General features: G+C 64.3%; 23 protein-coding genes. 12 read left to right on the forward strand and 11 right to left on the reverse strand.

Translation table 11 applies throughout. The features are described 5' to 3' along the window. The first annotated feature begins 1 nt into the window (after position 1). Positions 2–1,270 carry a Zn-dependent hydrolase gene (locus DNK49_RS07880; RefSeq protein ID WP_110523789.1) on the forward strand — a complete coding sequence of 423 codons (1,269 nt, stop codon included), beginning with the start codon at positions 2–4 and terminating at the stop codon, positions 1,268–1,270. Between the two features lie 117 nt (positions 1,271–1,387). Here DNK49_RS07880 and DNK49_RS07885 read toward each other — a convergent pair whose 3' ends face one another. From DNK49_RS07885 to DNK49_RS07910, 6 genes are all read right to left on the reverse strand, one after another. Beyond that, positions 1,388–2,575, reverse strand: a complete 1,188-nt coding sequence (locus DNK49_RS07885) for an amidase (protein WP_207806918.1) — start codon at positions 2,573–2,575, stop codon at positions 1,388–1,390. A gap of 22 nt (positions 2,576–2,597) precedes the next feature. Next, positions 2,598–3,659 carry an ABC transporter ATP-binding protein gene (locus DNK49_RS07890; RefSeq protein ID WP_110523790.1) on the reverse strand — a complete coding sequence of 354 codons (1,062 nt, stop codon included), beginning with the start codon at positions 3,657–3,659 and terminating at the stop codon, positions 2,598–2,600. Between the two features lie 11 nt (positions 3,660–3,670). Then, the gene (locus DNK49_RS07895; protein ID WP_110523791.1) at positions 3,671–4,747 is read right to left on the reverse strand and encodes an ABC transporter ATP-binding protein; all 1,077 of its coding nucleotides are present in this window, start codon (positions 4,745–4,747) and stop codon (positions 3,671–3,673) included. A 16-nt stretch (positions 4,748–4,763) separates the two neighbouring features. Further along, positions 4,764–5,660 carry an ABC transporter permease gene (locus DNK49_RS07900; RefSeq protein ID WP_110523792.1) on the reverse strand — a complete coding sequence of 299 codons (897 nt, stop codon included), beginning with the start codon at positions 5,658–5,660 and terminating at the stop codon, positions 4,764–4,766. Beyond that, a complete protein-coding gene (locus tag DNK49_RS07905; protein WP_110523793.1) occupies positions 5,657–6,610 on the reverse strand; it encodes an ABC transporter permease in 954 nt (317 codons plus the stop codon). The genes DNK49_RS07900 and DNK49_RS07905 overlap by 4 nt, the downstream gene beginning before the upstream one ends. 171 nt (positions 6,611–6,781) lie before the next feature. Continuing rightward, the gene (locus DNK49_RS07910; RefSeq protein WP_243632277.1) at positions 6,782–8,449 is read right to left on the reverse strand and encodes an ABC transporter substrate-binding protein; all 1,668 of its coding nucleotides are present in this window, start codon (positions 8,447–8,449) and stop codon (positions 6,782–6,784) included. A gap of 350 nt (positions 8,450–8,799) precedes the next feature. Between DNK49_RS07910 and DNK49_RS07915 the strand changes: the two genes are divergently transcribed. The 10 genes from DNK49_RS07915 (at position 8,800) to motD (ending at position 19,292) form a co-directional block, all read left to right on the forward strand. Beyond that, on the forward strand, positions 8,800–9,750 hold the full coding sequence (locus tag DNK49_RS07915) for a LysR family transcriptional regulator (protein WP_110523795.1): 951 nt from the start codon (positions 8,800–8,802) through the stop codon (positions 9,748–9,750). Continuing rightward, on the forward strand, positions 9,738–10,382 hold the full coding sequence (locus DNK49_RS07920) for an rRNA large subunit pseudouridine synthase E (RefSeq protein ID WP_110523796.1): 645 nt from the start codon (positions 9,738–9,740) through the stop codon (positions 10,380–10,382). The genes DNK49_RS07915 and DNK49_RS07920 overlap by 13 nt, the downstream gene beginning before the upstream one ends. A gap of 36 nt (positions 10,383–10,418) precedes the next feature. Then, positions 10,419–10,877, forward strand: coding sequence for a DUF192 domain-containing protein (locus DNK49_RS07925; RefSeq protein WP_110523797.1), 459 nt, complete (start codon positions 10,419–10,421; stop codon positions 10,875–10,877). Positions 10,878–11,071: 194 nt separating this feature from the next. Next, on the forward strand, positions 11,072–12,214 hold the full coding sequence (gene flhB, locus DNK49_RS07930) for a flagellar biosynthesis protein FlhB (RefSeq protein WP_110523798.1): 1,143 nt from the start codon (positions 11,072–11,074) through the stop codon (positions 12,212–12,214). 11 nt (positions 12,215–12,225) lie between these two features. Then, on the forward strand, positions 12,226–14,331 hold the full coding sequence (flhA, locus tag DNK49_RS07935; protein WP_110523799.1) for a flagellar biosynthesis protein FlhA: 2,106 nt from the start codon (positions 12,226–12,228) through the stop codon (positions 14,329–14,331). Between the two features lie 153 nt (positions 14,332–14,484). Continuing rightward, entirely contained in the window at positions 14,485–15,948 is a 1,464-nt protein-coding gene (flhF, locus tag DNK49_RS07940) for a flagellar biosynthesis GTPase FlhF (RefSeq protein ID WP_110523800.1), read from the forward strand. Continuing rightward, complete coding sequence (locus DNK49_RS07945; RefSeq protein WP_110523801.1) at positions 15,945–16,742, forward strand: MinD/ParA family ATP-binding protein; 798 nt, start codon at positions 15,945–15,947, stop codon at positions 16,740–16,742. The genes flhF and DNK49_RS07945 overlap by 4 nt, the downstream gene beginning before the upstream one ends. Positions 16,743–16,867: 125 nt before the next feature. Continuing rightward, a complete protein-coding gene (locus DNK49_RS07950) occupies positions 16,868–17,644 on the forward strand; it encodes an RNA polymerase sigma factor FliA (protein ID WP_110523802.1) in 777 nt (258 codons plus the stop codon). A 22-nt stretch (positions 17,645–17,666) separates the two neighbouring features. After that, a complete protein-coding gene (locus tag DNK49_RS07955) occupies positions 17,667–18,407 on the forward strand; it encodes a flagellar motor protein (protein WP_110523803.1) in 741 nt (246 codons plus the stop codon). An 18-nt stretch (positions 18,408–18,425) separates the two neighbouring features. Then, complete coding sequence (gene motD, locus DNK49_RS07960) at positions 18,426–19,292, forward strand: flagellar motor protein MotD (RefSeq protein ID WP_110523804.1); 867 nt, start codon at positions 18,426–18,428, stop codon at positions 19,290–19,292. 133 nt (positions 19,293–19,425) lie between these two features. Here the strand turns inward: motD and parC are convergent, their stop codons facing one another. The 3 genes from parC to DNK49_RS07975 all read right to left on the reverse strand — a co-directional run bounded on the left by parC (position 19,426) and on the right by DNK49_RS07975 (position 22,988). Then, complete coding sequence (gene parC / locus DNK49_RS07965; RefSeq protein ID WP_110523805.1) at positions 19,426–21,762, reverse strand: DNA topoisomerase IV subunit A; 2,337 nt, start codon at positions 21,760–21,762, stop codon at positions 19,426–19,428. Positions 21,763–21,941: 179 nt separating this feature from the next. Next, positions 21,942–22,280 (reverse strand): nucleotidyltransferase domain-containing protein, encoded by a 339-nt coding sequence (locus DNK49_RS07970; RefSeq protein WP_110523806.1) that lies wholly within the window; start codon positions 22,278–22,280, stop codon positions 21,942–21,944. Positions 22,281–22,481: 201 nt separating this feature from the next. Further along, positions 22,482–22,988 (reverse strand): tetratricopeptide repeat protein, encoded by a 507-nt coding sequence (locus tag DNK49_RS07975; protein ID WP_133255097.1) that lies wholly within the window; start codon positions 22,986–22,988, stop codon positions 22,482–22,484. Positions 22,989–23,158: 170 nt separating this feature from the next. Here DNK49_RS07975 and DNK49_RS07980 point away from each other — a divergent pair, with 170 nt between their 5' ends. After that, positions 23,159–23,542, forward strand: coding sequence for a NifB/NifX family molybdenum-iron cluster-binding protein (locus DNK49_RS07980; protein ID WP_110523808.1), 384 nt, complete (start codon positions 23,159–23,161; stop codon positions 23,540–23,542). A 25-nt stretch (positions 23,543–23,567) separates the two neighbouring features. Here DNK49_RS07980 and DNK49_RS07985 read toward each other — a convergent pair whose 3' ends face one another. Further along, positions 23,568–25,541 carry a DNA topoisomerase IV subunit B gene (locus DNK49_RS07985; RefSeq protein WP_110523809.1) on the reverse strand — a complete coding sequence of 658 codons (1,974 nt, stop codon included), beginning with the start codon at positions 25,539–25,541 and terminating at the stop codon, positions 23,568–23,570. A gap of 47 nt (positions 25,542–25,588) precedes the next feature. Further along, on the reverse strand, positions 25,589–26,068 hold the full coding sequence (locus tag DNK49_RS07990; protein ID WP_110523810.1) for a flagella synthesis protein FlgN: 480 nt from the start codon (positions 26,066–26,068) through the stop codon (positions 25,589–25,591). Positions 26,069–26,079: the final 11 nt, after the last annotated feature.

Raw genomic sequence — 26,079 nt, forward strand, 5'->3', positions numbered from 1 at the left:
CATGAACGATCGTCTTGCTACCGTCGCTACGCTCGCGGTCAATGGGCCGCGCCTGTGGCAGTCGCTGATGGAGCTGGGGCAGTTGGGGGCCACCGAAAAGGGCGGCGTGTGCCGTCTGGCGCTGACCGAGCTTGACCGTCAGGCGCGTGACCTGTTTGTGGCCTGGTGCCAGGCAGAGGGCTGCAGCATCCGGATCGATCAGATCGGCAACATCTTCGCGCGCCGCCCCGGTGTGCGCGACGATCTGCCGGCGATCGGTACCGGCAGTCATATCGACACCCAGCCCACTGGCGGCAAGTTTGATGGCAATTATGGTGTGATGGCGGGGCTCGAAGTCCTGCGCACCCTCAATCAGCACGGTGTACGTACCGAAGCGCCGATCGAGGTCTGTGTCTGGACCAATGAAGAGGGCTCGCGTTTTGTGCCGGTGATGATGGGCTCCGGCGTGTATTGCGATGCCTTCACGCTGGAGCATGCGCTGACCCGCTCCGATCACGAGGGTGTGACCGTGCGCGAAGCGCTGGCGGCGATTGGCTATGCCGGAGACGTGCCAGCAGCGGTCAGTGCGGGTGCGCCCCGCTTTGGCGCCTATTTCGAAGCGCATATCGAGCAGGGGCCGGTGCTGGAAGATGCCGGTATCGTCATCGGTGCGGTCACCGGGGCACTGGGCCAGCGTTGGTACGATGTGGTCGTCAGCGGCATGGAGGCACATGCCGGCCCGACGCCGATGGGCTTGCGCAAGGATGCGCTGTTTGCCGCCACGCACCTGATGCAGGAGGTGGTGAATATCGCCATGGCGCACCAGCCCAATGGTCGCGGCACGGTGGGTTGCGTACATGTGCATCCGAACTCCCGCAATGTGATTCCGGGCAAGGTCGAGTTCACCGTCGATTTCCGCCATGCAGACGACGCGGGCCTGCTGGCGATGGATGCCGCCTTACGTCAGGCTGCGGCCGAACTGAGCGGGCGTTTTCCGGTTCAGGTCAATGTCGAGCAGGTGGTGTATTTCGAGCCAGTCGCCTTCACGCCCGCCCTGGTCGAGGCGATCCGCACCGGGGCGGACCGCGCCGGCTGCCGTCATCTCGACATTGTCAGCGGTGCAGGCCACGATGCGGTCTATGTGGCACGTACTGCACCGACGGCGATGATCTTCGTGCCGTGCAAGGATGGCATCTCGCACAACGAGATCGAGGACGCCGACCCCACCCATCTCGAGGCCGGGGCAAACGTGCTGCTGCATGCGATGCTGGAGCGGGCCGGGGTGGTCTGACGATCGTGGCGGCATCGCTCGGGTGACGCCACGATAGCGACACGGTTGGCATGCGGTTGATATGGAAGACTGAAACGGGGGCGCTCTTCTTGAAGACGTCCCCGCTCTTGCATTGCCTCACTGGCCTTGAGCGATTCTACGCGCCATGTCGATCAAGCTGCGATCGCTTCCCGCCGGGCCGAGCAGCGACAGGCCCAGCGGGGCGCCGTTGCGGCGGGTGAGAGGCATCGACAGTTGCGGAAAGCCTGACAGGCCGGCGAGGCTGAGCAGTTTGATCGCGTTGTTGCGATAGTCTTCCAGCGTGCTCTCGTCGGCGTCGCGCAGGGGGGCGATGTCGGGCATTGTCGGCAGCACCAGCACGCCATCGTGACCCAGCAGATCGGCCAGCACTGCGGTGACTTCGCGGCGGATGGCCCAGGATGATTCGAACTGGGCGTCGGTCACCTCCTTGGAGAAAGCAAAGCGTTCACGCACGCCCGGGCCGAGTGCCAGGCCGTGAGTTTCGATCAGCTCACCATCGGTCAGCCAGGCTTCACGACCCTGGATGTAACGAAAGGCCCAGTAGTTGCGCTCAAACCCTTGTGGCGCCATCAGCACCTCGGCTGCCTTGCCGAACAGGGTTTCGATGCGGGTCAGCGCGGGGCGCAGGGCTGTGACGACCTCGGCGTCCAGCAGGCCCCAGCCATCGGTCGGGGTCAGCAGTCGCGGCATCGCCGGCAGCGGTGCGGTGTCCTCGCCAAGCAACACGGCACCGACGCGGGCAAAGGTTTCTGCGTCGCGGGTAAAGTAGCCGCAGGTATCGAAACTGGGGGCCAGATCCAGTGTGGCATCCAGGCTGATGCGGCTGTGGGTGGGGCGCAGACCGAACAGGCCGCAGTGGCTGGCCGGACAGCGGACCGAGCCGCCAGTGTCGGAGCCCAGGGCAAAGTCGACCAGACCATTGGAGACGGCGGCGGCCGAGCCGGACGACGAACCGCCGGTGATGCGATCCGGCGCTCCGCCATTGATCGGCGCGCCAAAGTGCGCGTTGATGCCATTCATCGAAAATGCGAGTTCGTCGGTGTAGGTCTTGCCCAGGCAGTAAGCACCAGCGTCCAGCAGGTGCTGGACGACCGCCGCACTTCGGGTCTTGATGCCGGACAGTGCAAGCACATGCGGGTTGCCGCCGCCAGTCGGGTAGCCGGCAACATCGAACAGATCCTTGACGGCAAAGCTGAGGCCGGCGAGCGGACCGTTGGCGGCGTGGGGCAGTACCACCCCGGGGTAGGGGACGAAGGCGTGAGCGGGGTCTTTATCGAGCAGCATCGGAGTCTCTGGGGTGGGGCGCTCAATCAGCCAGCGCAGGGCTGAGGGTGTCGGGCGCAGTGTCGTGGTTCCGGTCCATCGCGCCAACGGTGGCATCGGTACGCAGGCAGCGGACCTGATGTGAAGGGCTGATCGCGACGGCTTCCGGCCGGGTCTGCAGACAGGCGGGTTGTGCATAGGCGCAGCGCTCGGCAAAGGCACAGCCCACCGGCAGGTTGGCAAGATCTGGTGGGGAGCCCGGGATACTGGCCAGTCGCGCGCCTTTGGTCATGGCACCATCGGCACGCGCCTGCATCAGTGCCAGGGTATAGGGGTGGCGCGGGTTGCGGATGACTTCGCGGGTCGGGCCTTCTTCGACGATGCGGCCGCCGTACATCACCGCGAAACGGTCGGCCACTTCCACCGCGGCGCCCATGTCGTGGGTGACGAAGAGGATGGCCAGGCCGAGTTCGCGCTGGAGTTCGCGCAGCAGCAACAGGATCTGGATCTGAACGGTGGCGTCGAGCGCGGTGGTCGGTTCGTCGGCGAGCAGGACTTGCGGCTTGCACGCCAGGGCAAGCGCGATCATCGCGCGCTGACGCATGCCACCGGACATCTCGTGTGGATAGGCGTCCAGGCGCCGTTCCGGGCTGGGAATGCGCACGCGCTCGAACAGTTCGAGGGCGCGCTTGCGTGCGTCCTCCTTGCTGATCGCTTCGTGGCGACGGATGGATTCGACGATCTGCGCGCCCACCGTATACACCGGGTCGAGCGCCAGCAGCGGTTCCTGAAAGATCATCGACGCCACCTTGCCGCGGTAATCTGCCAGCGCCTTGCTGCCCAGCGCCAGCACGTCGTGGCCGGCGATGTCGATACGGCCGTCGATACGGGTGCGGCGCTCCGGGTGCAGGCGCAGCAGCGAGCGCAGGGTCACGCTCTTGCCCGAGCCGGATTCGCCGATCAGCGCGACCGACTCGCCGCGCGCCACACTCAGATCGACACCATTGACCGCCTCCACCGGCTTTTTACCGCCGGTAAAGGTGACGCGCAGGTCGCGTACCGAGACAATGGGGGAGGCGGTCGGGTTTGAATGGGATTCGCTCATGTCGCCTCCAGTCATGCGGCGTAGATCGCGGCGCGGGCATCCGAATGTCCGCTACCGGGTTCATGGATCAGGCAGGCTGCCTCGCGCCCGTTTTCGGACTCCAGACTCGGAACCTGTTGCGCACATACCGCTTCGGCATGGGGGCAGCGGGTATGGAAGCGGCAACCCGGTGGTGGGTCGATCGGGTTGGGGGGGTCGCCCGCAAGCGGGGCTTCTTCGGTGCGGTGGTCCGGGTCCATTGACGGCATCGACGACAGCAAGGCCCGGGTGTAGGGATGCAGGGGGCGCTCGAACAATGCCTCGGCCGGACCCGTTTCCGCGACCTTGCCGAGATACATCACCATGACGCGGTCGGAAATGTAGCGCACCACGTGCAGGTCGTGGCTGATGAAGATGTAGGTGAGGCCGAACTCGTCCTTCAGGTCCATCAGCAGGTTCAGTACCTGGGCTTCGACCGATTTGTCGAGTGCCGAGACCGCTTCGTCGAGGATCACCAGGCGGGGTTCGGACGCCAGTGCGCGGGCAATATTCACGCGCTGACGCTGGCCGCCGGAGAGTTCATGCGGATAGCGCTCGGCGAAGCGGCTGGGCTCCAGTCCGACACGCGCAAGCAGGTCGCGGGCGCGGGTGAGCGCTTCACGCTTGGGCACGCCATGCACCTGCGGGCCGAAGGCGATCGAATCCTGGATGGTCAGGCGCGGGTTCAGCGACGAGTAGCTGTCCTGGAACACCATCTGCACCTGGCGACGGTATTCGCGCAGCGGCAGGGCCGGCGACCCGACGGTTTCGCCGTTGAACACGATCTCGCCTGCCGAGGGCTCGATCAGGTGCATCAGCAGGCGTGCCGTGGTGGATTTGCCACAGCCGGATTCGCCAACCACGCCCAGGGTCTCACCTTTCAGCACCTTGAAGTCGACGCCGTCGACCGCGCGCACGACCTTGCCGCCGCCGTTGAGGGTTTCGAGAAAGCTCTTCTTCAGGTCGAAATGCTTGACCAGTTTCTTTACCGTCAGCAGTGGCTGGGCCGGGCCGCCACGGTCGCCGTGAGGGTCTGCGCCGATGTGCTCGACGCTGATGCCGATACTCATGTCTGGGCCTCCGGTTTCAGTTCTTGACGTCCATGGCCGAGCGCAGGCTGTCGGACAGGAGGTTGAAGGAGATCGAGGTGATGAAGATCATCAGGCCGGGCAGGGCAGCAACCCAGGGTTGGGTGTAGATCGCCGTGCGCAGGGTGTTGAGCATCAGGCCCCATTCCGGCTCCGGCGGCTTCACCCCCAGGCCGAGGAAGGACAGGCCGGAGGCCAGGATCATCGACACCGCGATCAGGCTGGTGGAGTACACAAAGATCGGCCCCAGCACATTGCCCAGCACATGTACACGGACAATGGTGAAGGCCTCTGCACCGGAGGCACGGGCGGCCTCCACATAGTCGCGACTGCGCACCTGGGTGGTGACGCTCTCTGCGACCCGTGCGATCGGCGGGATGAATACGATGGTCAGCGACAGCAGCGCGTTGCCGATGCCGGCGCCCAGTGCGCCCGACAACGCGATCGCCAGCAGTACCGAGGGGAAGGCATACAGCACGTCGATGGTGCGCATGATCAGCGTGTTGACCAGTCCGCCGGCGTAGCCGGCAAGAATGCCGATGCCACTGCCGATGACAAAGGCGATCAGGACCGGGGTGATGCCCATGAACAGCGACAGACGGGCGCCAACCATCAGCCGCGACAGCATGTCACGACCGAGCTCGTCCGTGCCAAGCAGGTAGTTCTCGAAACCGATCGGCTTCAGGCGCTTCAGCATCGAGGCCTGGTAGGGGTCGTGCGGTGTCAGCAACGGCGCAAAGAGTGCCATCGCGACCAGCAACAGCAGCACGATGGCGGCGCCGATTGCGACCGGATCGCGTGCCAGCTTGCGCAGCACGCCGGTCCAGAACCCTGCCGAGCGCTCATAGGGCGTGTTGGCCGCCACAGCGGCCGGGGCGGTGATCGCGGTACTCATGATCGCTGGATCCTCGGGTCGATGGTGGTCTGGACGACGTCCACCAGCAGGTTGAGCAGCACGAAGAACATCGCCAGCACGAGGATGGTGCCCTGCAGCAGCGGCAGGTCGCGCTGGAAGATTGCGGAGTTGAGCAGGAAGCCGGTGCCGGGCCACGAGAACACGGTTTCAATCAGGATCGAGCCGCCGAGCAGGTAGCCCAGTTGCAGGCCCATGACTGCCAGCGCAGTCGGCGCAGCGTTCTTGACCACATGCAGGAAGATGCCGGTGTCGGTCATGCCCTTGGCCTTGAGGCCGACGACGAACTCCTGCGCCAGGATGTCGGCGACCAGCGCACGCACGGTGCGCGCGATGATGCCCATCGGGATCACCGACATGGTGATTGCGGGCAGGATCATGAACTGGATGTGTTCCCAGTCCCACGCCCAGGCATCCGAGCCGCCGGGGCCGGCGCCGGTGGCGGGCAGCCAGGCCAGCCAGGATGAGAAGATGATCACCATCACCATGCCCAGCCAGTAGTGCGGCACGCTGACGCCGAGCACCGACAATGCCGAGGCGGCACGGTCCACCCACGAGTTGCTGAAGTAGCCGGCGACGAAGCCGAACAGGCTACCCAGCACGAAGCCGATCAGCGTGGCCAGGCAGGCCAGCATCAGGGTATTGCCAACCGCCTTGAACACCTCTTCGGCAACGGGCCGGCCAGATGCGATCGAAGTGCCCAGATCGCCCTGCAGCGCACGCCACAGCCAGGTAAAGAATTGCTCCGGCCATGAGCGGTCGAAGCCGTACAGTGTCATCAGCTGGCGCTGCAACTCGGCCGAGGCGTCGGGCGGCAGGATGGCCACCAGTGGATCACCCGGCGAGATATGCACCAGCAGGAAACAGAAAAAGGCCACCCCGAGCATGATCGGGATGGTGTAGACGATGCGTCTGAGCAGGTAGAAGATCATCGGAAGCTCCGCGTCCTTGTGGGTTGGGGGCAGCGGTGGGGCGGCGTCTGGGCTGATCAGTAGGCCAGGTAGCCGCCCGGGTCGGGCGCGCGGCGGGGTTTCCGCCTGCAGGTCCGTCAGGAGGAGCGGGCCAATTCCCTTGCGGGACCGGCCGGTTCCTCCTGTTAGGACTTAGTCGATCTTCATTGGGGCGATGTCGATGAACCAGCTCTTGGGCTGGACCACGTTCTTCACCTTGGGCGACATCGCACGCGGGCCAACATCGTGCGCGATCCACACGAAGGGTGCCTCTTCCACCACCCGGGCATGCAGCCTGGCCAGTGCGGCGTCACGCGCCTTGTCGTCGAAGGCGGTGCGGGCGTCGGCAATCAGCTTGTCGAACTCCTCGTTGCCGAAGTAGCCCCAGTTGTTGGAAACCGGCGGCACGGTCTTGGTGCTGATGAAACGCACCATGGCAAAGAAGGGGTCCATGGCGGCGTAGCTGATGTTGACCGCGTGCGAGCCGTTGGCCGACGGATCCTTCGCCCCCTTGCGCCAGTTGGTAAACAGCGTGTTCCACTCGATGACGTCGAACTCGACATCGAAGAAGCACTGCTTGAGGCTTTGCTGCACGTATTCGTTCATCGGCAGCGGCTGCATCTGACCCGAACCGGAGGCCGAGATCTGCACCTTGACCTTGACCGGTTTGGCGGCGGAATAACCGGCTTCGGCCATCAGCTTCTTGGCCTCGGCGGGATCAAAGCGGATGTCGAACTTGGGATTGCCCCACCACGGGTGGCCGGGTTCGACCGTACCCTTGGGGATGCCCATCATGCCGCCCAGCATCTGCTTGAGCTCCTCACGGTTCACACACAGGTTGGCGGCGTGGCGTACGCGTTTGTCCAGCCACGGCGAGCCTTCGGCGAAGGACAGCTGCCACGGCCACACATGCGGCTGCGGGTTGCTGTGGATGACGAAGCCGCGTTTCCTGATCTGGTCCATGGCGTCGGGCGAGGGCGCCTCGATCCAGTCCACCTGGCCGGACAGCAGCGCGGCGGTGCGGGCGTTGGCCTCGGGCAGCGGCACCATGACCACCTTGTCGATGGTGGGGGTACGCTTCGGATCCCAGTAGGCGGTGTTCTTGACCATTTCCAGACGTTCACGTGGCACGAAGCGGCTCATCTTGAAAGGGCCGCTGCCGGAAGCGTCCGCAGCAAAGGCCACCCAGGCCTGCTTGGCGCGTTCGGCCGGGTCGGTCACGGTCGCAGGAACGGCCGCTAGCTTGGCCTCCCAGTGCGCAGGGGAGGCCATGAACAGATTGGTCAGGTTGAGCGGCAGGAAGGCATCGGGCTCGGAGGTGGTGAGCTCGACGGTGAGGTCGTCGATCTTCTTTGCGCTGCGCAGCGTCGGCATGCGCGAGGCGGTGACGCCGACCTGGCTGGCGTCGAAGTGCTTGGCTTCCTTGTCCAGCACCTTCTGCACGTTCCACACCACGGCATCGGCGTTGAAGGCAGAGCCGTCATGGAACTTGACGCCGGGACGCAGCTTGAACACCCATTTGGTCTTGTCGGTGGCATCCACGGCCCATGAGGTTGCCAGGCCGGGGATGAGCACGCTGGGTGCGTCAGCCTTGGACAGATCCCACTGGGTCAGCGAGTCGTACATCGGGATGCCGGTGAAGCGGTTACCTTCGAAGCCCTGGTCGGGCTGGCCGAGGGTACGCGGGATGTCGGCGGCGGTCATGCCGATGCGCAACACCTTTTCCTGCGCCATGACGGCCGTGGAGGCGCAGGACAGGGCAAGCAGGGCGCTGCCGAGCAGGGCGGGGATCATGCGGGGGGACCGGGTGACTTTGCTCATGGATTCCTCGATGGAGTGAGTGGATGTTTCAGACTGCGTTGGAAGGTGCTCTGCAAACGGTGTGCCAGTTATTGCCCAGATGGTCAGGTTTGATATTTATCTTTATGAAAATAAAGCTTTTAAATTTACAGGTCGGCTGTGCGGCATATTGCTTCTGACCGAATTCCGATATCGCATCGGTCCTGGACTGATGTGCTGTGCCCCGTTTTGGGGATCCGGGCGCTGCGCTGGTGCGCAAGCGCATTTCCCCAGATCCGTGCCCGACGGGGTGAAACATAGGCGAAGGCAATGCGTGCAAAAAACTACAAATATCGAAAACATCGTTTCCTGTTTATGAAACAATCCGGCGCATGAAACCCCGTGCCTTGCTGAACAATCTGGCAGAGGCCGATCTACGGCTGCTGCGTATCTTCATTGCCATTGCCGAGTCCGGTGGTCTGGCTGCGGCGGAACTTCGGCTCAACATCAGCCGTTCGGTGATCAGTCGTCATCTGAAGGATCTGGAAACCCGCATCGGTGTGAGACTGTGCGAGCGTGGTCGATCGGGCTTCGCGCTCACCGAGGAAGGCCATACGGTGCTGGATGCCGCACGCCGACTGCTGGCGCAGATCGAGGGCTTTCGTCGCGAGGTCGCGGGCTTGCACGGCGGCATGCGCGGCGAGCTTAACCTTGTGATCTTCGACAAGTTCATCACCAATCCCGACTGCCACCTGGCTGAGACCATTGCCGATTTCGGTTTGCAGGCACCTGGAGTGGCGCTCAATGTGCACGTTGCCAGCACCAGTCCGATCGAAAAGGGCTTGCTGGAGGGCCAGTTCCAGGTCGGCATCCACCCCTTTCACCGTGCCAGCGACAGTCTGCTGAGCTGGCCGCTGTTCAGCGAACAGATGTCCTTGTACGGCGCGCCCTCTCACCCCTTGTTGCGTGATGGCGCGATGCCGGACGAGGCCGCACTGCGCGGTGCGGGCTTGGTCGGGCTGGGCTACCACTCGCCCAACATGGAGCATTTCTGGCGTCTCGGCCTGCAGCCGGTGGCGCGTGCGCATGATCAGGAGGCCAGCGTGCTGTTGATCCGCTCCGGGCGTTACCTGGGTTTCCTGCCGGATCACTATGCCCGTGCCTTTGAGGCGGAGGGCGTGTTGCGGCGGATCCCGTCCGACACCCTGCAGTATCGATGCGACTGGGTGGTGTCGGTGGCGCGTACGCCAGCGCCGGGCCGCATTGCCCGCCATTTCACTTCCTGCCTGCGTGAGCGTCATCCGCAGGCTGGCGCGGCAGGGGAGGCGCCATGTCTCGTGTGATCCTGCTCAACAAGCCCTACGGCGTGCTGTGTCAGTTCAGTGATGACCTGGGGCGGGCGACCCTGAAGGACCATGTCGACGTGCCTGGGGTGTATGCCGCCGGCCGCCTGGATACCGACAGTGAGGGCTTGCTGCTGCTGACGGACGACGGTGCCTTGCAGCACCGTATTGCCGACCCGCGTCACAAGCAGCCCAAGACCTATCTGGTGCAGGTCGAGGGCGAGCCCTCGGACGTGGCGCTGGCGCAATTGCGTGCCGGCGTCGATCTGGGGGACTTCGTCACCATGCCGTGTCAGGCGCGCGAGCTTGCCGAGCCGGATTGGCTGTGGCCCCGTGATCCGCCAGTGCGTTTTCGCAAGACGGTGCCCACGGCCTGGCTCGAAATCGTATTGTGTGAAGGCAAGAATCGTCAGGTGCGGCGGATGACCGCGAAGGTGGGGCTGCCAACCTTGCGTCTGATCCGTGTTGCCATCGGCGACTGGTCATTGTCCGGCCTGCAGCCCGGTCAGTGGCGGGAGGCCGAGGTTCCATCGGCGCTGCGTTCTCCGGCAGCGGTCCGCTCGGTGCCGGGGCAGCGGCAAAGGTCAGCGCCCCGACAGGAAGGTGCGCGGTGGGCTGGGCGCAAGAGGTAGAATCCGGTCCGGCCTGAAATCGAGCGAGACATTGCAATGCAAGCAGCGAATTGGGGCGTCGGTGTGGCGCGAGCATGGGCGGTACTGCTGATGGCGCTGCCTGCCATGGCGGCGGCCGCAATGCCGGTGGTGGAACTGGGCGCGGGTATGTTCCGGATCCAGGTGGAGGTGGCGCATACCGATGCAAACCGCCAGTTGGGTCTGATGAACCGGCGCGAGATGCCGGCTCACAATGGTATGGTCTTCGTGTTTCCACAGGATGCGCGCCATTGCATGTGGATGCGGAACACCTTCATCCCACTGTCGGTGGCCTTTCTCGATGAGCAGGGGCGCATCCTGAACATTGCCGACATGCAGCCGCAGACCGAGGACAGTCACTGCGCGGCGGCCCCCGCGCGTTTTGCGCTGGAAATGAACCAGGGCTGGTTTCGCGAGCGCGGCCTGAAGCCGGGGGACGCGATCCGCGGTGTGGATCGTCTGCCGGCACCACGTTGAGTCTGTCCGCCTGTGTCCTCTGCAGGCACCGCCGGGGCGGTTTCTCGCGGCAAAGCGGACTGTTTGCGATTGAATTGACTGCTTTTTCCGGCGTTTATCCCGCCATGAGGCGGATGGCGTTGCCGCGATAATCTCACCATCCTGTCCTGCGTCCGTATCGTCTCCGGTACGGCGGGACGCCAGCGGAGCCGGCAGTGGCCGAAGAAAGCGATCTCGAGAAGACCGAACCAGCGTCACCGCGACGACTTGAACAAGCCCGTGAGGAAGGGCAGGTTCCGCAGTCGCGCGAGCTGTCGACCTTCTTCGTGACGGTGACTGGTGTCACTGCCTTGTGGATGCTGGGTGGCTGGATGGCGGAACGGATGTATGGCCTGATCCGCCAGGCCTTCGTTTTCGAACGCGAGATGGCGTTCGATGTGGTCTTGATGCTGGACGGCTTTCATCGCCTTCTCAGCGGGGCGTTGTTGACGCTGGTCCCGCTGTTCATGGTGTTGCTGGTGGCCGCGGTGGCGTCGCCGATCGTGCTTGGTGGCCTGGTGTTTTCGCCAAAGGCATTGGGCTTCAATTTTGGTCGCATGAACCCGATCAAGGGCATTGCGCGGATGTTTTCGGTGCATGGCCTTGCCGAGATGGTGAAGGCCATTCTCAAGTCACTGCTGATCGGTGGCATTGGCGCGATGGTGCTGTGGCTGAGCAAGGACCACCTTTTTGACCTGATGGTGGAGCCACTGGAGGTCGGCATGCCCGATTTTGCCGATACGGTGGCTTTCACCGCACTGATGATCGCGTTGAGTCTGGGCCTGCTGGCATTGATGGATGTGCCCTTTCAGCTGTGGCAATACCACAAGAAACTGCGCATGACCAAGGAAGAGGTCAAGCGCGAGGGCAAGGAGCAGGAGGGGGATCCGCAGGTCAAGGGCCGCATCCGCGCGATGCAGCGCGAGATGGCGCGGCGCCGGATGATGGCCGAGGTGCCCAAGGCCGACGTGGTGGTGACCAACCCGACCCACTTCTCGGTTGCGCTCAAGTACGACGCCGACAAGATGGCGGCGCCGGTGGTGGTGGCCAAGGGGCGTGGCGAACTGGCACTGAAGATTCGCGAGATCGCGCGCGAGAACAAGATCGCGATGCTCGAGGCGCCACCACTGGCGCGCGCGCTGTATGCGCATTGCGAGCTGGAGCAGGCCGTTCCGGCGACCCTGTTCACCGCGGTGGCCGAGGTCATGGCCTATGTGTATCAATTGAACTACTGGATGGCCAATGGCGGCCTGCCGCCCGACCCGCCTGATGAACTGCCGGTGCCGGAAGGGCTTGACCCCGGTGCCCCCGAAGAGTGATTGCCTGACCCATGGCTTCGAATAACAGCCTGAACCTGCGAGAGTTGCTGTCGCCAAGCAACCTGCGCACGCTTGCGGCACCCATCCTCATCATCATGATTCTGTCGATGATGGTGCTGCCCTTGCCGGTATTCCTGCTGGACGTGTTCTTCACGTTCAATATCGCGATTTCGGTGATGGTGATGCTGGTGGCGATGTACTCGAAGCGTCCGCTCGACTTCTCGGTGTTTCCCACCGTATTGCTGGTCACCACGCTGCTGCGCCTGTCGCTCAATGTGGCCTCGACCCGTATCGTGCTGCTGGAAGGCCACTCCGGACCGGACGCGGCCGGCAAGGTGATCGAGGCCTTTGGTGCTTTCCTGGTGGGCGGCAATACCGCGGTTGGCATCGTGGTGTTCGTGATCCTGACCCTGATCAACTTCGTCGTGATCACCAAGGGTGCCGGCCGGATTGCAGAAGTCAGCGCCCGCTTCACCCTGGATGCAATGCCCGGCAAGCAGATGGCGATCGACGCCGATCTGAATGCCGGCCTGATCGACGAGAAGACAGCCAAGGCGCGACGCAAGGAGATCGGACAGGAGTCCGATTTCTACGGCGCGATGGACGGTGCCTCGAAGTTCGTGCGTGGTGACGCGGTGGCAGGCATCCTGATTCTGGTGATCAACATCATCGGAGGCCTGTTTGTCGGGGTCATGCAGCACGACATGGCGATGGGCGAGGCGGGCCGCACCTATACTTTGCTGACCATCGGCGATGGTCTGGTCGCCCAGATTCCCGCACTGATCATCTCGGTGGCTGCGGGTCTGGTGGTGTCGCGGGTAGGGGATGAAGGCGACATCGGTGGTCAGGTGATCAATCAGGTGTTCTCCAACCCGCAGGTACTGACGCTGACCGCGATCATCATCGGCGTGCTGGGTCTGATTCCGGGCATGCCGAACCTGGTGTTCCTGCTGCTTGCGCTGGTTTTTGGCGCCTTGGCCTGGATGCGCCACAAGCGTCTTCAGGAGCCACAGGAATCGGCCGCGCCAGCCGAGGCTCAGGCTGCCGCTGCAGCACAACAGCCTGCCGAAGCGCAGGAAGCGAGCTGGAACGATGTAGCGCCAGTCGATGTGCTTGGACTTGAGGTGGGGTACCGCCTGATTCCGATGGTGGACAAGTCGCAGGACGGCGAGCTGCTCAAACGCATTCGTGGTTTGCGCAAGAAGTTCGCACAGGAGGTTGGCTTCCTGTCGTCACCGGTGCATATCCGTGACAATCTCGAACTCAAGCCCAATGCCTACCGGATTGCGCTCAAGGGCGTCGAGATCGGCGCGGGCGAAGCTTATCCCGGCCAGTTCCTGGCGATCAACCCGGGTCGTGTGTCGGGGCCGCTGCAAGGGCGCGAAACCAAGGATCCCGCCTTTGGTCTGCCGGCGTTCTGGATTGACAGTGGCGGCCGCGAGCAGGCGCATGCGCTGGGTTACACGGTGGTGGATGCAAGCACGGTGGTGGCGACGCACCTCAACCACGTCATCTTGAACCACGCATCCGAACTGCTTGGTCGGCAGGAGACCCAGGCACTGCTCGACCATATTGGCAAGGATGCGCCCAAGCTCATCGACGACCTGGTGCCCAAGCTGTTGCCGGTGTCCTCGGTGCAGCGTGTGCTGCAGAACCTGCTTGATGAAGGCGTCAATATCCGAGACATGCGCACCATCATCGAGGTACTGGCCGAGCATGCGCCGCGCACCCAGGATCCGATCGAACTCACCGCCAAGGTCCGTGAGGCCTTGGGCAGGGCGATCATTCAGGGCCTGTTTCCGGGCAATGCAGAGGTGCAGGTCATCGCACTCGAGCCGGGGCTGGAGCGCATCCTGCTGCAGGCCATGACCTCCGGTGGCGATGGTGGTGCGATCGAGCCCGGGCTGGCCGACACCTTGCTGCGGCAGACGGCGCAACTGGCCCAGCGCCAGGAAGACATCGGCCTGCCACCGGTGCTGCTGGTGCCTGCGCCCTTGCGCATGTTGCTGTCGCGCTTCCTGCGTCGCGCGGTGCCTTCGCTCAAGGTCATTTCCAATGGCGAGGTGCCGGAGTCGCGCACCATCCGCGTCACCGGCATGGTGGGCGCTGCCGCCTGATCCGGATCCCCGGCTGTCTCGCGGTCACACCATAGCGCGGTGTAGAGGGAATAGACGGGGGAAAACCGGTTTATTCCTCCCATGCAGAAAGCGCCGCCCGCGCGATACTGGACTCCAGGATGCGCTTGATGCGCAGTTGTCGGGAGATTCGTCATGAACGTGAAGCGCTACTTTGCCCCTACCGCACGCGAGGCCTTGCGTGCGTTGAAGGAGGAGCTCGGTGCCGACGCGATCGTGCTGTCCAACAGGGCGGTCGATGGCGGCATCGAGATACTGGCGCTGCCTGCCGAGGCCGTCGGTTCGCTGCATGCCAGCCGTCCTGCCGAGCCGCGGCGTGCGCCGCCAGCCCCTGCACGTGCGGCATCGCCGATCAGCGGTATCGATGACGACGATTTTCACGTCAATCTCTCCAGCTTGGCAGCAGGTGCGATTCCGCGAAATGCGACAGCGCCGCGTGTGGCCCGTGATCCGGTGGTTCGGCCTTTCGAGCCCCCCCGCATCGAGACTGCGGATTACCTGGCGCGTCAGCCTGTCGCCGCACCGGCGCCCGCGCCCGCCATGCGCCAGCCAGCTCCCGCCCGGGTCAGGGTCGAGGATGCGCACAGTCCGGCGCCGTCATTGAGCGACCCCGCGCCGCGTCGTGGGGTGGAGGATGAGCGTGTGCGGGAACTGCAGGAGGCCAACAGCCGGCTGATGCAGGAACTGAGCGGCATCCGCGGCATGATCGAACGCCAGCTGGCGGGCTTTGCCTGGGGCGAGACCCGTCGGCGCGCACCTGCGCGGGCCAACCTGCTGGGTGAGTTGCTGGAGGCAGGCTTTTCTGCGCCGACAGCCAAGCTGCTGACCGAATCGATCGCCGACGACGCGACGCCCGAAGTGGCCCATGCGGCGGTGCGGGCGATGCTCGACCGCAGGCTGCGGGCACGCTCGACCGACGACGACATCATCAACCGGGGCGGGGTGTATGCGCTGGTCGGCCCGACCGGTGTGGGCAAGACCACTACCACCGCCAAGCTTGCCGCCCGTTGCGTGGTACGCCACGGTGCGAGCCGCGTCGCCCTGATCACCACCGATGGCTACCGGATCGGGGCGCAGGAACAGTTGCGCATCTACGGCCGCATCCTGGGGGTGCCGGTGTTCTCTGTGCGCGATGGTGCCGACTTGCGTCAGACCCTGGCCGAGCTGCGCAACAAGCATATGGTGTTGATCGATACCATGGGCATGAGCCAGCGCGACCGCATGGTGGCCGAGCAGGCCGCGATGCTGAGCGGTGCGGGCGAAGTGCGTCGCCTGCTGCTGCTCAACGCCACCTGCCGCGGCGACACCCTGGACGATGTGGTCCGTGCCTACGCGGGTCCGGACCTGGCCGGTTGCATCTTCAGCAAGGTGGACGAGGCCGCGTCGCTGGCGCCGGCGATCGACGTCACCATCCGGCGCGCACTCGACATCTTCTACGTGACCAATGGCCAGCGGGTGCCGGAGGATCTCCACCTGCCCAACCGCGCCTATCTGCTGCATCGCGCCCTGCGTGAGCACGGCGGCGAATCGCCCTGGCGTCTGCACGACGACGAGGCCGGACTGATGCTCGCCGCGGCGGGCGAAGGAGCGCTGAGATGATCGACGGACGAGAAGACCAGGCGGCAGGCCTGCGCCGGTTGTTCCGGCGGACCCCGCCGGCGGTGGTGGCGCTGTATTCCACCGGTCGTCACCGGGCGGCCAATGCGATCCGTGCGGCGCATCGCATCGCCGGGCAGTCGCAACGCGTATTGCTGCTGGATGAGGCAACCGGCGATGCCGGCCTGGGCGAGGCCCTGGGGCTGCCTGCCGGGCCCGATCTGTTGCAGATGCTCGATGGGCGCCTCACCCTGGCAGGTTTGCTGCAGCCGGTGCCCGGTCTGCTTGGGCGTGTCCCCACGGCGGCAGCGGCGCTTGCCTTGCCCCTGCTCGACGATACGCGCCGCGCCTGCCTCATTGAAGCCTTGAAAGTGCTGCACCGCCATGCGGGTTTTGTGCTGATTCATGCGGGACAGGAGTCGGCCGCGGATCCTTCGCCCTTCGTCTATGCGGCCCCGCGCCGATTGCTGGTTGCCGAGGCGAGCGCATCGGGCGCGACCGAGGCTTATCGCGTGACCAAGCAGCTTGCATCGGCGGGTGCCGGTTCCCTGCATGTCGCGGTGTGTCGTGCGCGTAGCCGCAGCGATGCACAGAGTTTCTTCAGCAGTCTGCAGAGTCTGGTCAGGCGACATGTCGGCGTACCGCTGTCCTGGGTCGGCGAGGTGGAACGCGATGATCTGGCCGAGGGATTGTCGCAACCCAACACGCTGTCGTCGCCTGCCGAACCGGCAGCGGCCTTCCTGCGCAGCCTCGCATCTGGCGGCGACGACATGCGGGTTTCCAGGCGTGCGGGGTGAGTATCGTGCTGACCGCTAACTATCCTGCTGGTAATGCGTGCGGTACTGCGGGAAAATGGACCTCCCTGAACGCGCGTGCGCCTGCACCCGAGCGCGCCAAACGCAAAAAAATACAGGTCCAATGGATGTACGACGCTGAAGGTCATCTCGATACCGATCATCTGGTGGTGTCCTACGCGCCGCTGGTCAAGCGCATCGCCTATCAGTTGATGGCGAAGCTGCCGGCCAGCGTCGAGGTGGAGGACCTGATCCAGAACGGCATGATGGGCCTGCTCGACGCGATCAACCGCTACGAGGAGGGCATGGGGGCGCAGTTCGAGACTTATGCGGTACAGCGTATCCGGGGCGCCATGCTCGATGGGCTGCGGGACAACGACTGGGTGCCGCGCAGCCTGCGCCGTGACATGCGCCGTATCGAGTCGGCCATCCACATGCTGGAGCAGCAGAACGGCCGCTCTCCCAGCGAAACCGAGCTGGCGGAGGCGCTGGGCATGCCGCTGGCCGAGTACCAGCAGATGCTGCAGGAGGCACGCGGTCATCAACTAGTGTATTTCGACGACTTCGTTCATGAGGAAGGGGAGGACTACCTCGAGCGCCATCTGGGCGAGCATGAGTCCAATCCACTCGATCTGCTCGAAACCGCCGATACCCGCTCGGTGCTGGTGAAGGCGATCGAGGCTTTGCCGGAACGCGAGAAGCTCGTCATGGCCCTGTACTATGACGAAGAGTTGAACCTGCGCGAAATCGGCGAGGTACTGGGCGTGACCGAGTCAAGGGTGTGCCAGTTGCACAGTCAGGCGGTTGCCCGCCTGCGTGTGCAGGTACTGGGGGGCGCCGCTGGCAAGGCCACCGGGGCGCGGCGCGGTCGTCCGCCGAAGAATGCGGCACCGGTTGAGGGTTAGGCCATCATGAGGCCGGTCATTCATGGATAGCATCAGTCTTGTCGGTCTCACTCTCGGCATTGCCGCGATTCTGGTTGGTCAGGCGCTTGAGGGAGGGCATATCGCCTCGCTGGTCCAGCCGACGGCCTTTCTGATCGTCGTGGGTGGCACGGCTGGGGCGGTCATGCTGCAAAGCCCCCTGCCGGTGTTCCGTGAGGGCATCCGCATGGCCAAGTGGGCTTTCGTGCCCCCAGTGACCAGTCATCGGGCAATCATCGACAAGGTGGTCAACTGGAGTACGGTGGCGCGCAAGGAAGGCCTGCTGGTGCTTGAAGGGCAGATCGATGCCTTGCCCGATCCTTTCATGCGCCGCGGCCTGCAGATGCTGGTCGATGGGGTCGAGCCCGGTCGCCTGCGCGAGGTGCTCGAGGTCGAGATCGACGCCTGGGAAGGCCAGTTGAAGCAGTGCGCGAAGATCTGGGAGGGGGCCGGGGGCTATTCGCCGACCATCGGTATTCTGGGTGCAGTGATGGGCTTGATCCATGTCATGGAGAACCTGTCCGATCCGTCCAAGCTCGGTGCCGGTATTGCCGTGGCCTTTGTCGCGACCATCTATGGCGTCGGGCTGGCCAACCTGGTCTTCCTGCCCATCGCCAAAAAACTGCAGGCCCATATCGCCACCATGGTGGCGCAGCGCGAGATGTTCGTTGATGGCCTGGTGGGTATTGCCAGCGGTGACAATCCGCGCATCATTGAAAGTCGGATGCAGGGCTACGTGGTCTGAGGCCGGAGCCCATCCATCATGGCACGCAGACGCAAAAGCGAGGACGAGCATGAAAATCACGAGCGCTGGCTCGTGTCCTATGCTGACTTCATTACCTTGCTGTTTGCGTTCTTTGTCGTCATGTATTCGCTGAGTTCGCTCAACGAAGGCAAATACCGGATCCTGTCGGATTCCCTGGTGCAGGCCTTTCGCAGCGTCAATATCAATGAAAGTGGGCAGCAGATCGTGGTGCCGCCGGTAACGGTCGTGACGCCGTCGATTGCCCCGCCCGCACAGCGTAACCGCACCCCGGAAGAGGAACAGACCGAACAGCGTCGCCAGCAGACTGCTCAGCGCATGCGCAGCATGGCCGACGAGATCCGCCGTGTGCTGCAACCCTTGACTCAGGACGGGCAGGTCAGTGTCACCGAAGGTGCATTCGGCATCACGGTCGAGATCAATGCCAGCGTATTGTTCTCGCCGGGCGAGGCGGTGCTTGGAGTGCCCGCGGTGGCGGCGCTACGTGCGGTGGCGGGGGTGCTGGCGACGGCCTCGTTTCCTGTGACCATCGAAGGTCACACCGACAATATCCCGATCAATACTTTCCGTTTTCCATCGAACTGGGAGTTGTCGGCCGTGCGGGCCTCGTCGGTGGTCAGGCTGTTCATCGACTCAGGCGTCTCTCCTGAGCGCTTGACCGTGGCCGGTTACGGCGATCAGCGTCCGGTGGCGGACAACAGCACCGAAGAAGGGCGAGCGCGCAATCGCAGGGTGGCGATCATGATTGAATCCCGGGTGGCGGATGTGCCGGCCCCGGATCAGGGGCCTGGGGTGATTCCACGCAACGACCCGCTGCGCTCCATCCTGCCGCCTGCGCCGGACGGCAGCGCCCAAGCGGGCGGTTGAGTTGCCCGGCAGGTGTCGAGTCGAGGGGCTGGCCGCAGACTCGCTATCCCCCTTTGGTTGCTGGCCCACGTCAAGCTGGCTGATCGCTTGAATCCTCACCTTGTCCACCGTGGTGGCAAGGTGAGAATCGTGCTCAGTACATCCGTTCAGGCTTCAAACGGATGGCCAGGGGTGCGCCCTTGCGCGCGCGGCGATGACGCAAGCCCTCGCGCTGAGCCGGTTTCAGTGTGACGCTGGCCGGTTTGCTGCCGCGGCCGATGCCTTCGACCGTCAGCACCGCATCGTCCGCGGGCACGGCCACTGCACACAGCGTTTCTCCTTCGTCCATGCCCATGACGATGACCCCACGGCCGCCGGCCTGCACCTTCATCTCGGCGCGCGGGAAGATCAGTACCCGGCCGCCTTCCGAGGCTGCGGCAATCCATTCACCGTGGACCTTGGCCGGCGTCAACACGGTTTCGCCTTTCTCCAGCGCCATGAAGGCCTTGCCGGCGCGCTGTCGGCTGGTGGCGTCGGCCAGCGTGCAGATGAAACCATAGCTGCCGCTGTTGGCGAAGAAGTAGCGGGTGTCCGGCGCGTCGGCGAGTACCTGTGCGGGCTTGCCGCCGTCCTGGAAGTCCGCCAGGGTGGCAATCGGTACGCCGTCACCACGTCCGCCCGGTAGTTCGGCGGCCTTGATGGTATAGGCGCGGCCATGGGTATCGATCACCACCAGTGGCCAGGTGGTACGGGTTTCGAGCAGGGCGAAGGCAAAGTCGCCAGCCTTGTAGGTGATGCCGGCCGGATCGATGCCGTGACCCTGGCGTGAGCGGATCCAGCCATTCCGCGACAGGATCACGGTGATCGGTTCGTCTGGCACGCTGATCTCGGCGGGGGCGACGGCAGCAACCGCTTCGATGAGGGTGCGGCGGTCGTCGCCGTACTTCTTCGCGTCGTCGGTGATCTCCTTGAGGATCAGTCGGGTCATGGCCGGGCGACTGTCGAGCAGATGCTGCAGGCCGTCGCGCTCCTCGCGCAGTTCGGCCAGCTCCTTCTCGATCTTGAAGCCTTCCAGGCGGGCGAGCTGGCGCAGGCGGATCTCGAGGATGTCTTCGGCCTGGATATCGGTCAGGCCAAAGGCCGCGATCAGTGCCGGCTTGGGCTCGTCCGACTCGCGGATCACGCGGATCACTTCCTCGATGTGCAGGAAGGCAATCATGCGGCCTTCGAGGATGTGGATGCGGCGGTCGACCTCGTCCAGGCGGTGCCGGGTGCGACGTTCGACGGTGACGTAGCGGAAGTCGATCCACTCGCGCAGGATCTGCACCAGGTTCTTTTGCTGCGGGCGGCCGTCGCGGCCGATCATGGTCATGTTGACCGAAACCGAGGTTTCCAGGCTGGTATGGGCCAGCAGCACGGCCATGAACTCATCGCGGTTCTGGCGGCTGGATTTGGGCTCCAGCACGATGCGCACCGGCGCCTTGTCGCTGGATTCGTCACGTATGCTGTCGAGTGCGCCCAGTACCAGTTGCTTGAGGTTCTTCTGCTCCTGACTGAGTTCCTTCTTGCCCGTACGTGGCTGGGGGTTGGTCAGTGTCTCGATCTCCGACAGCACGCCGGCAGCAGAGACGCCATGCGGCAACTGGTCGACGATGACGCGCCACTGGCCGCGCGCAAGCTCCTCGAAGTGCCAGCGGGCGCGGACCCGCAGCGAGCCCCGGCCACCGGCGTAAGCGTCGCGGATCGCATCGGGCGAGGAGATCAGCTGACCGCCGCCGGGGAAGTCCGGCCCTGGCAGCAGTGGCAGGATGTCGTTTAGCCCGGCCTCCGGGTGGCGGATCAGGTGGCAGGTGGCTTCGGCGACCTCGCGCAGGTTGTGCGGCGGAATCTCGGTGGCCATGCCCACGGCGATTCCGGACGCACCGTTGAGCAGCACGAAGGGCAGGCGGGCGGGCAGCAACTGCGGCTCTTCGAAGGCGCCGTCGTAGTTGGGGACGAAATCCACCGTGCCGCGGTCGATCTCAGACAGCAGCAACTCGGCAATCGGGGTCAGGCGGCATTCGGTGTAACGCATGGCCGCGGCAGAGTCGCCGTCACGCGAGCCGAAGTTGCCCTGGCCATCGACTAGCGGATAGCGCAGTGAAAAATCCTGCGCGACCCGCACCATGGCGTCGTAGACCGAGCTGTCGCCGTGAGGGTGGTACTTACCGATGACGTCACCCACCACACGGGCTGACTTGACGTGTTTCGCGCCGGGCGACAGCCGCATCTCGCTCATTGCGTACAGGATGCGGCGCTGCACCGGCTTGAGTCCGTCCTCGACCTGGGGCAGGGCACGCGACTTGACCACGCTCATTGCGTAGGCAAGGTAGGCACGTTCGGCGTACAGGTCGAGCGGCAGGGTGCCGTCTGCACCGAGTTCGGCAGGCGGCGGAGAAGGCGGCTGCACGGGGGAAGCCGGATCGGGAGTATCGAAAATGTCGTTGCTCATCGGAGAAAGGCCGGATGGAAGCTCAATAGGGCCGTGGGCGCATGCCGCGCCGGGTGATGGGCCGGAAAGGGGGCGATCTTAACCCGAGTGAGGGGGTGGGGGACAGGCCGGAGTTGGAGCAGACGAGCACGCGGTGCTGGCTTTTGCCATCAGGGCGACAGGATCCAGGGAGGCTTTGCTCAAAGTCTGACACCTTCCCGATGAATGTTGTGTAGCAAGGCGGGGTTGGAGAACCGCTCGGGTTGCTCCCATTCATCCAGCCAGACAGGAAGTGGCGAGATCAGAATGCCCGTATCGAGCAGGACGTCGAAAGCGATGTCTGCCATAGCGAGTTTGGTGGTCTGGAAGCGCTCGTGCTCGCCACGCAACAAAACGGCAAGGTCCGCATCGCTATCCGGACGGTGCGTCCCGCGCGCACGACTGCCGTAGACGACGGCGCCCGCCACGTCATACTGGGTGCTGATGAGGGCGAGGAAACGACGGACTGCTTCCTCGGTGAGTGCATCGATCCGCTTCATTGGAGAGGCTCATCCAGTGTGCGGTCATGATATCGCGGTTGTCGTAGCGTGCCTACGGTGCACGTGCCGTGAGCTCACGATGACCACACCGAACGAGGCTTTGCCGCGTTGTTGTCGTGCGGGATGCGACGAGCCGCATCCGCTTGTCACAAGGTTGACGCACCCGGGGGTGCCAGGGTTCGTCTGGAGGGTCAGGGTTGTTCAGTCGGTCTCTGTTTCGGCGTCGTCGTCGAGCAGGGCGGCGATGACCGAGTGGCCGACGCCGTCTTCCGGGTCCAGACGCTGCAGATGGGTGACGATGTTGCGGCTGACCTCGGTGTTGTCGCGGCGCAGTTCGATGAAGGCAGTGGCTTTCAGGAAGGACAGCAGGAAGCGTTGCGGGATGGTGCGCTGGGTGGCGGAACCGACGTCGGCAAGCGTCCATTTACGCCAGTCCTGATCCACCCGGGCTTGATGTGCGGCCTCTGCAAGGCCGTCGAGCGCGGTGGCCAGGGCGTCGTCGAATTCGCGTTGCTGGTTCTGCAGCTTGAACAGGCAGCGGTAGGCGGGTAGTGATTTGGGTGAGATCTCGATCGCGTGACGGAACAGTGCGCGGGCGCGTGGTGGATCACTGCGGTGGCAGGCGACGCCTTGTTGCAGCAGCTCGTTGACGTGTGCCGGAAGCGGGCCGAAGGCGATGAGGTTCTCGGTGGACTTGGATCGGGACATGATGGCGACGCAATACACGGTGGGCAGGAGTGGCGGCTGGTCATGCCCATGCAAGACGCGTTCCTGCTGTCTTGCCTGTGTGTCGGACGCCAGCGGATCTGCTGGCATCGAAACTGCTTGCCTGATCTGGACACCATTGCGTGTGTCGCCGACCCACCCGGAACCCCGATATGAAGATCGCGATCGCGACCGAGCATTTTGAACATGTTGCAGGCCACGCTGGCAAGGTTGCTGACTGGCTGGTATTTGACTGCGAACCCGGGCAGCCGCTACCCGACCCCGCACGTATCGCGCTGGAAAAGCCGCAATTGATGCATTACTGGAAGGACGACGGCCCGCACCCGCTCGACGGAGTCGAGATCGTGGTGGCGGCAAGCGCCGGTGAGGGCTTCATCCGTCACATGCACCAGCGGGGCGCCGAGGTGCTGCTGACGGGTGAGGATGATCCGGTCGCGGCCCTGAAGTGCGTGCTGGCAGGCGAGGTGCTGCCGGACACGCGCTTCGATGTGACGACGACGCTGTGCAAGCTGAAGGATCTGTTCTCGCGTTACTGATGCGGAGCCGCCGCTGGCGGGGGCTTTAGATGTCTGCCTCGACCGAGTCGCCTTTTTCTTCCATCCAGGCGCGGCGGCCAGAGGCTTCGCCCTTGCCCATCAGCAGGGTAAACATGCGCAGGGTGTCTTCCAGGGCTTCCGGGCGGACGTGCACCGGCAGCACCCGGCGTGTGGCCGGATCCATGGTGGTTTCGCGCAGCTGGTCGGGGTTCATCTCGCCCAGCCCCTTGAAGCGGCCGATCTCGATCGCCTCGGGTTTGAAGCCTTCCTGTGCCAGACGGTCGCGGATGGCGGTCAGTTCGCCTTCGTCCAGTGCGTACAGGCGGCGCGCAGGGCGCTTCTTGCCTTGCGCTGGCACGTCGACGCGATAGAGCGGTGGCTGTGCCACATAGACATGGCCGCGCTCGATCAGCTTGGGGAAGTGGCGGAAGAACAGCGTCAGCAGCAGGGTCTGGATGTGCGCGCCGTCGACGTCCGCATCCGACATGATCACCACCTTGCCATAGCGCAGGCCGGACAGGTCGGGGTTGCTGTCGGCGCGATGCGCATCGACCCCGAGTGCCACGGCGATGTCGTGGATCTCGGCGTTGGCGAGCAGGCGATCGGGGTCGATCTCCCAGGCGTTCTGCACCTTGCCGCGTAGTGGCAGGATGGCCTGGGTTTCCTTGTTGCGGGCCATCTTGGCCGAACCGCCGGCGGAGTCGCCCTCGACCAGGAAGAGTTCGTTGTCGGCGATGTCTTCCGATTCGCAGTCGGACAGCTTGCCCGGCAGCACGGCGACGCCGGAGGTCTTTTTCTTTTCGACTTTCTGCGCGCTTTTCTGGCGGGCAAGGGCCTGCTTGATCGACAGCTCGGCAATCGCCTTGCCGGCTTCGACATGGTTGTTCAGCCAGATTTCGAACGGATCGCGAAGTTGCGCCGACACCAGCTTGACCGCCTCGCGCGAGTTGAGCTTTTCCTTGACCTGACCCTGGAACTGGGGGTCGAGCAGACGGGCTGAGAGTACGAAGCTCATCTTGCCGCAGACGTCTTCCTGCTGCAGCTTGACGCCGCGCGGCAACAGGGTGTGATGGTCGATGAAGGACTTCAGCGCTTCGAACACGCCAGCCCGCAGGCCGGATTCGTGCGTGCCGCCATTTACGGTGGGGATCAGATTGACGTAGGACTCGCTTGGCACGGCCGACTCGAACCAGGCAAGCGCCCAGGCTGCACCCTCGCCCGGGGCAAAGCTGGCGTCGTCCTTGCCCGCGTACTTTTCACCGGTGAAGATCGGGGCGACGGATTCGACGTCGCCGGCAAGCTCTTTCAGATAGCCTGCCAGGCCTTCCGGGTAACTCCAGGTCTTGGTCAGCACGGGGCCGGTGGTCTGCTCGATGTCGAGCCGCACCGCAACGCCGGACAGCAGCACGGCCTTGGAGCGCAGCAGGCGCTCGAGTTCGTTCATCGGTACCCGGGGGGACTCGAAGTACTTCGGGTCTGGCCAGACTCGCACCCGGGTGCCGGTCTGGCGGCCGCAGTCACCTTCGATGCGGACTTCTCCAATGTTTTCGCCGCCATTGGAGAAGTCGATGCGGTGAATCTTGCCATCGCGTTTGACTTCGACCTCGATACGGGTCGACAGCGCGTTGGTGACCGAAACGCCAACCCCATGCAGGCCGCCGGAAAAGGCGTAGGCCGAATTGCCCTCGCGCTTGTCGAACTTGCCGCCCGCGTGCAGGCGGGTATAGGCCAGTACCACCACGGGCACCCCTTCTTCAGGGTGGAGACCGACAGGAATGCCGCGGCCGTCGTCGGCAACGGTGACCGAGCCGTCCAGATGCAGGGTGACATGGATCTTGCGGGCGAAACCCGCCAGCGCCTCATCTGCGGCGTTGTCGATGACTTCCTGGATGATGTGTGCCGGGCTGTCGGTGCGGGTGTACATGCCGGGCCGTTCGCGGACCGGTTCGAGTCCCTTTAGGACGCGGAAGGAGGATTCGTCGTATTGCTTGCCAGCCATGGCGGGCCCTGAGTGTTGCGCGAAGGGCGCAAGGATATCAGAGCTGATCAGGCACTGCCGAGGATGCGGCCGCTGCCGGTGGGGCGGGACTGCCCGCTGGCGTCGTAGAGTTGGGGGTGATCGGCAGCAGACAACAGCACCGACAGCGCGGCCTGATTGTGCTGCATGCGTTCGGTGATCAGCTTGCCGTTCAGATCGTTGCGTTGCTGCGCCTGCCGGGCAAGGTCGAGAATCTCTTCCCAGCGCGCAAGAATGCGGGGCAGGGACGCCAGCAGGCTGCGTACCGACTGCGCGTTGTTGGGAAGACCCAGGCGGCCAAGCACCAGTGCGCGATCATCATGCAGGCGCTGCAATTGGCGGTAGCGGTCGGTCTTGTCGTGGGTGAGCGCCAGCAGTCCGTCGGTGTCACCACCAACGAGCAGACCTTCTTCACGCTCGAGCAGCGCAAGGAATTCCTTCAGCTGAATCGCCTCGGCTTCGATCAGCAGGGCGATACGCTGGATGTCGGCAGGTCCCGGTTTGTTCATGTCCGGAAGTC

The organism is Parazoarcus communis SWub3 = DSM 12120 (assembly GCF_003226565.1).
In the GTDB taxonomy this organism is placed as follows: Bacteria; Pseudomonadota; Gammaproteobacteria; order Burkholderiales; family Rhodocyclaceae; genus Parazoarcus; species Parazoarcus communis.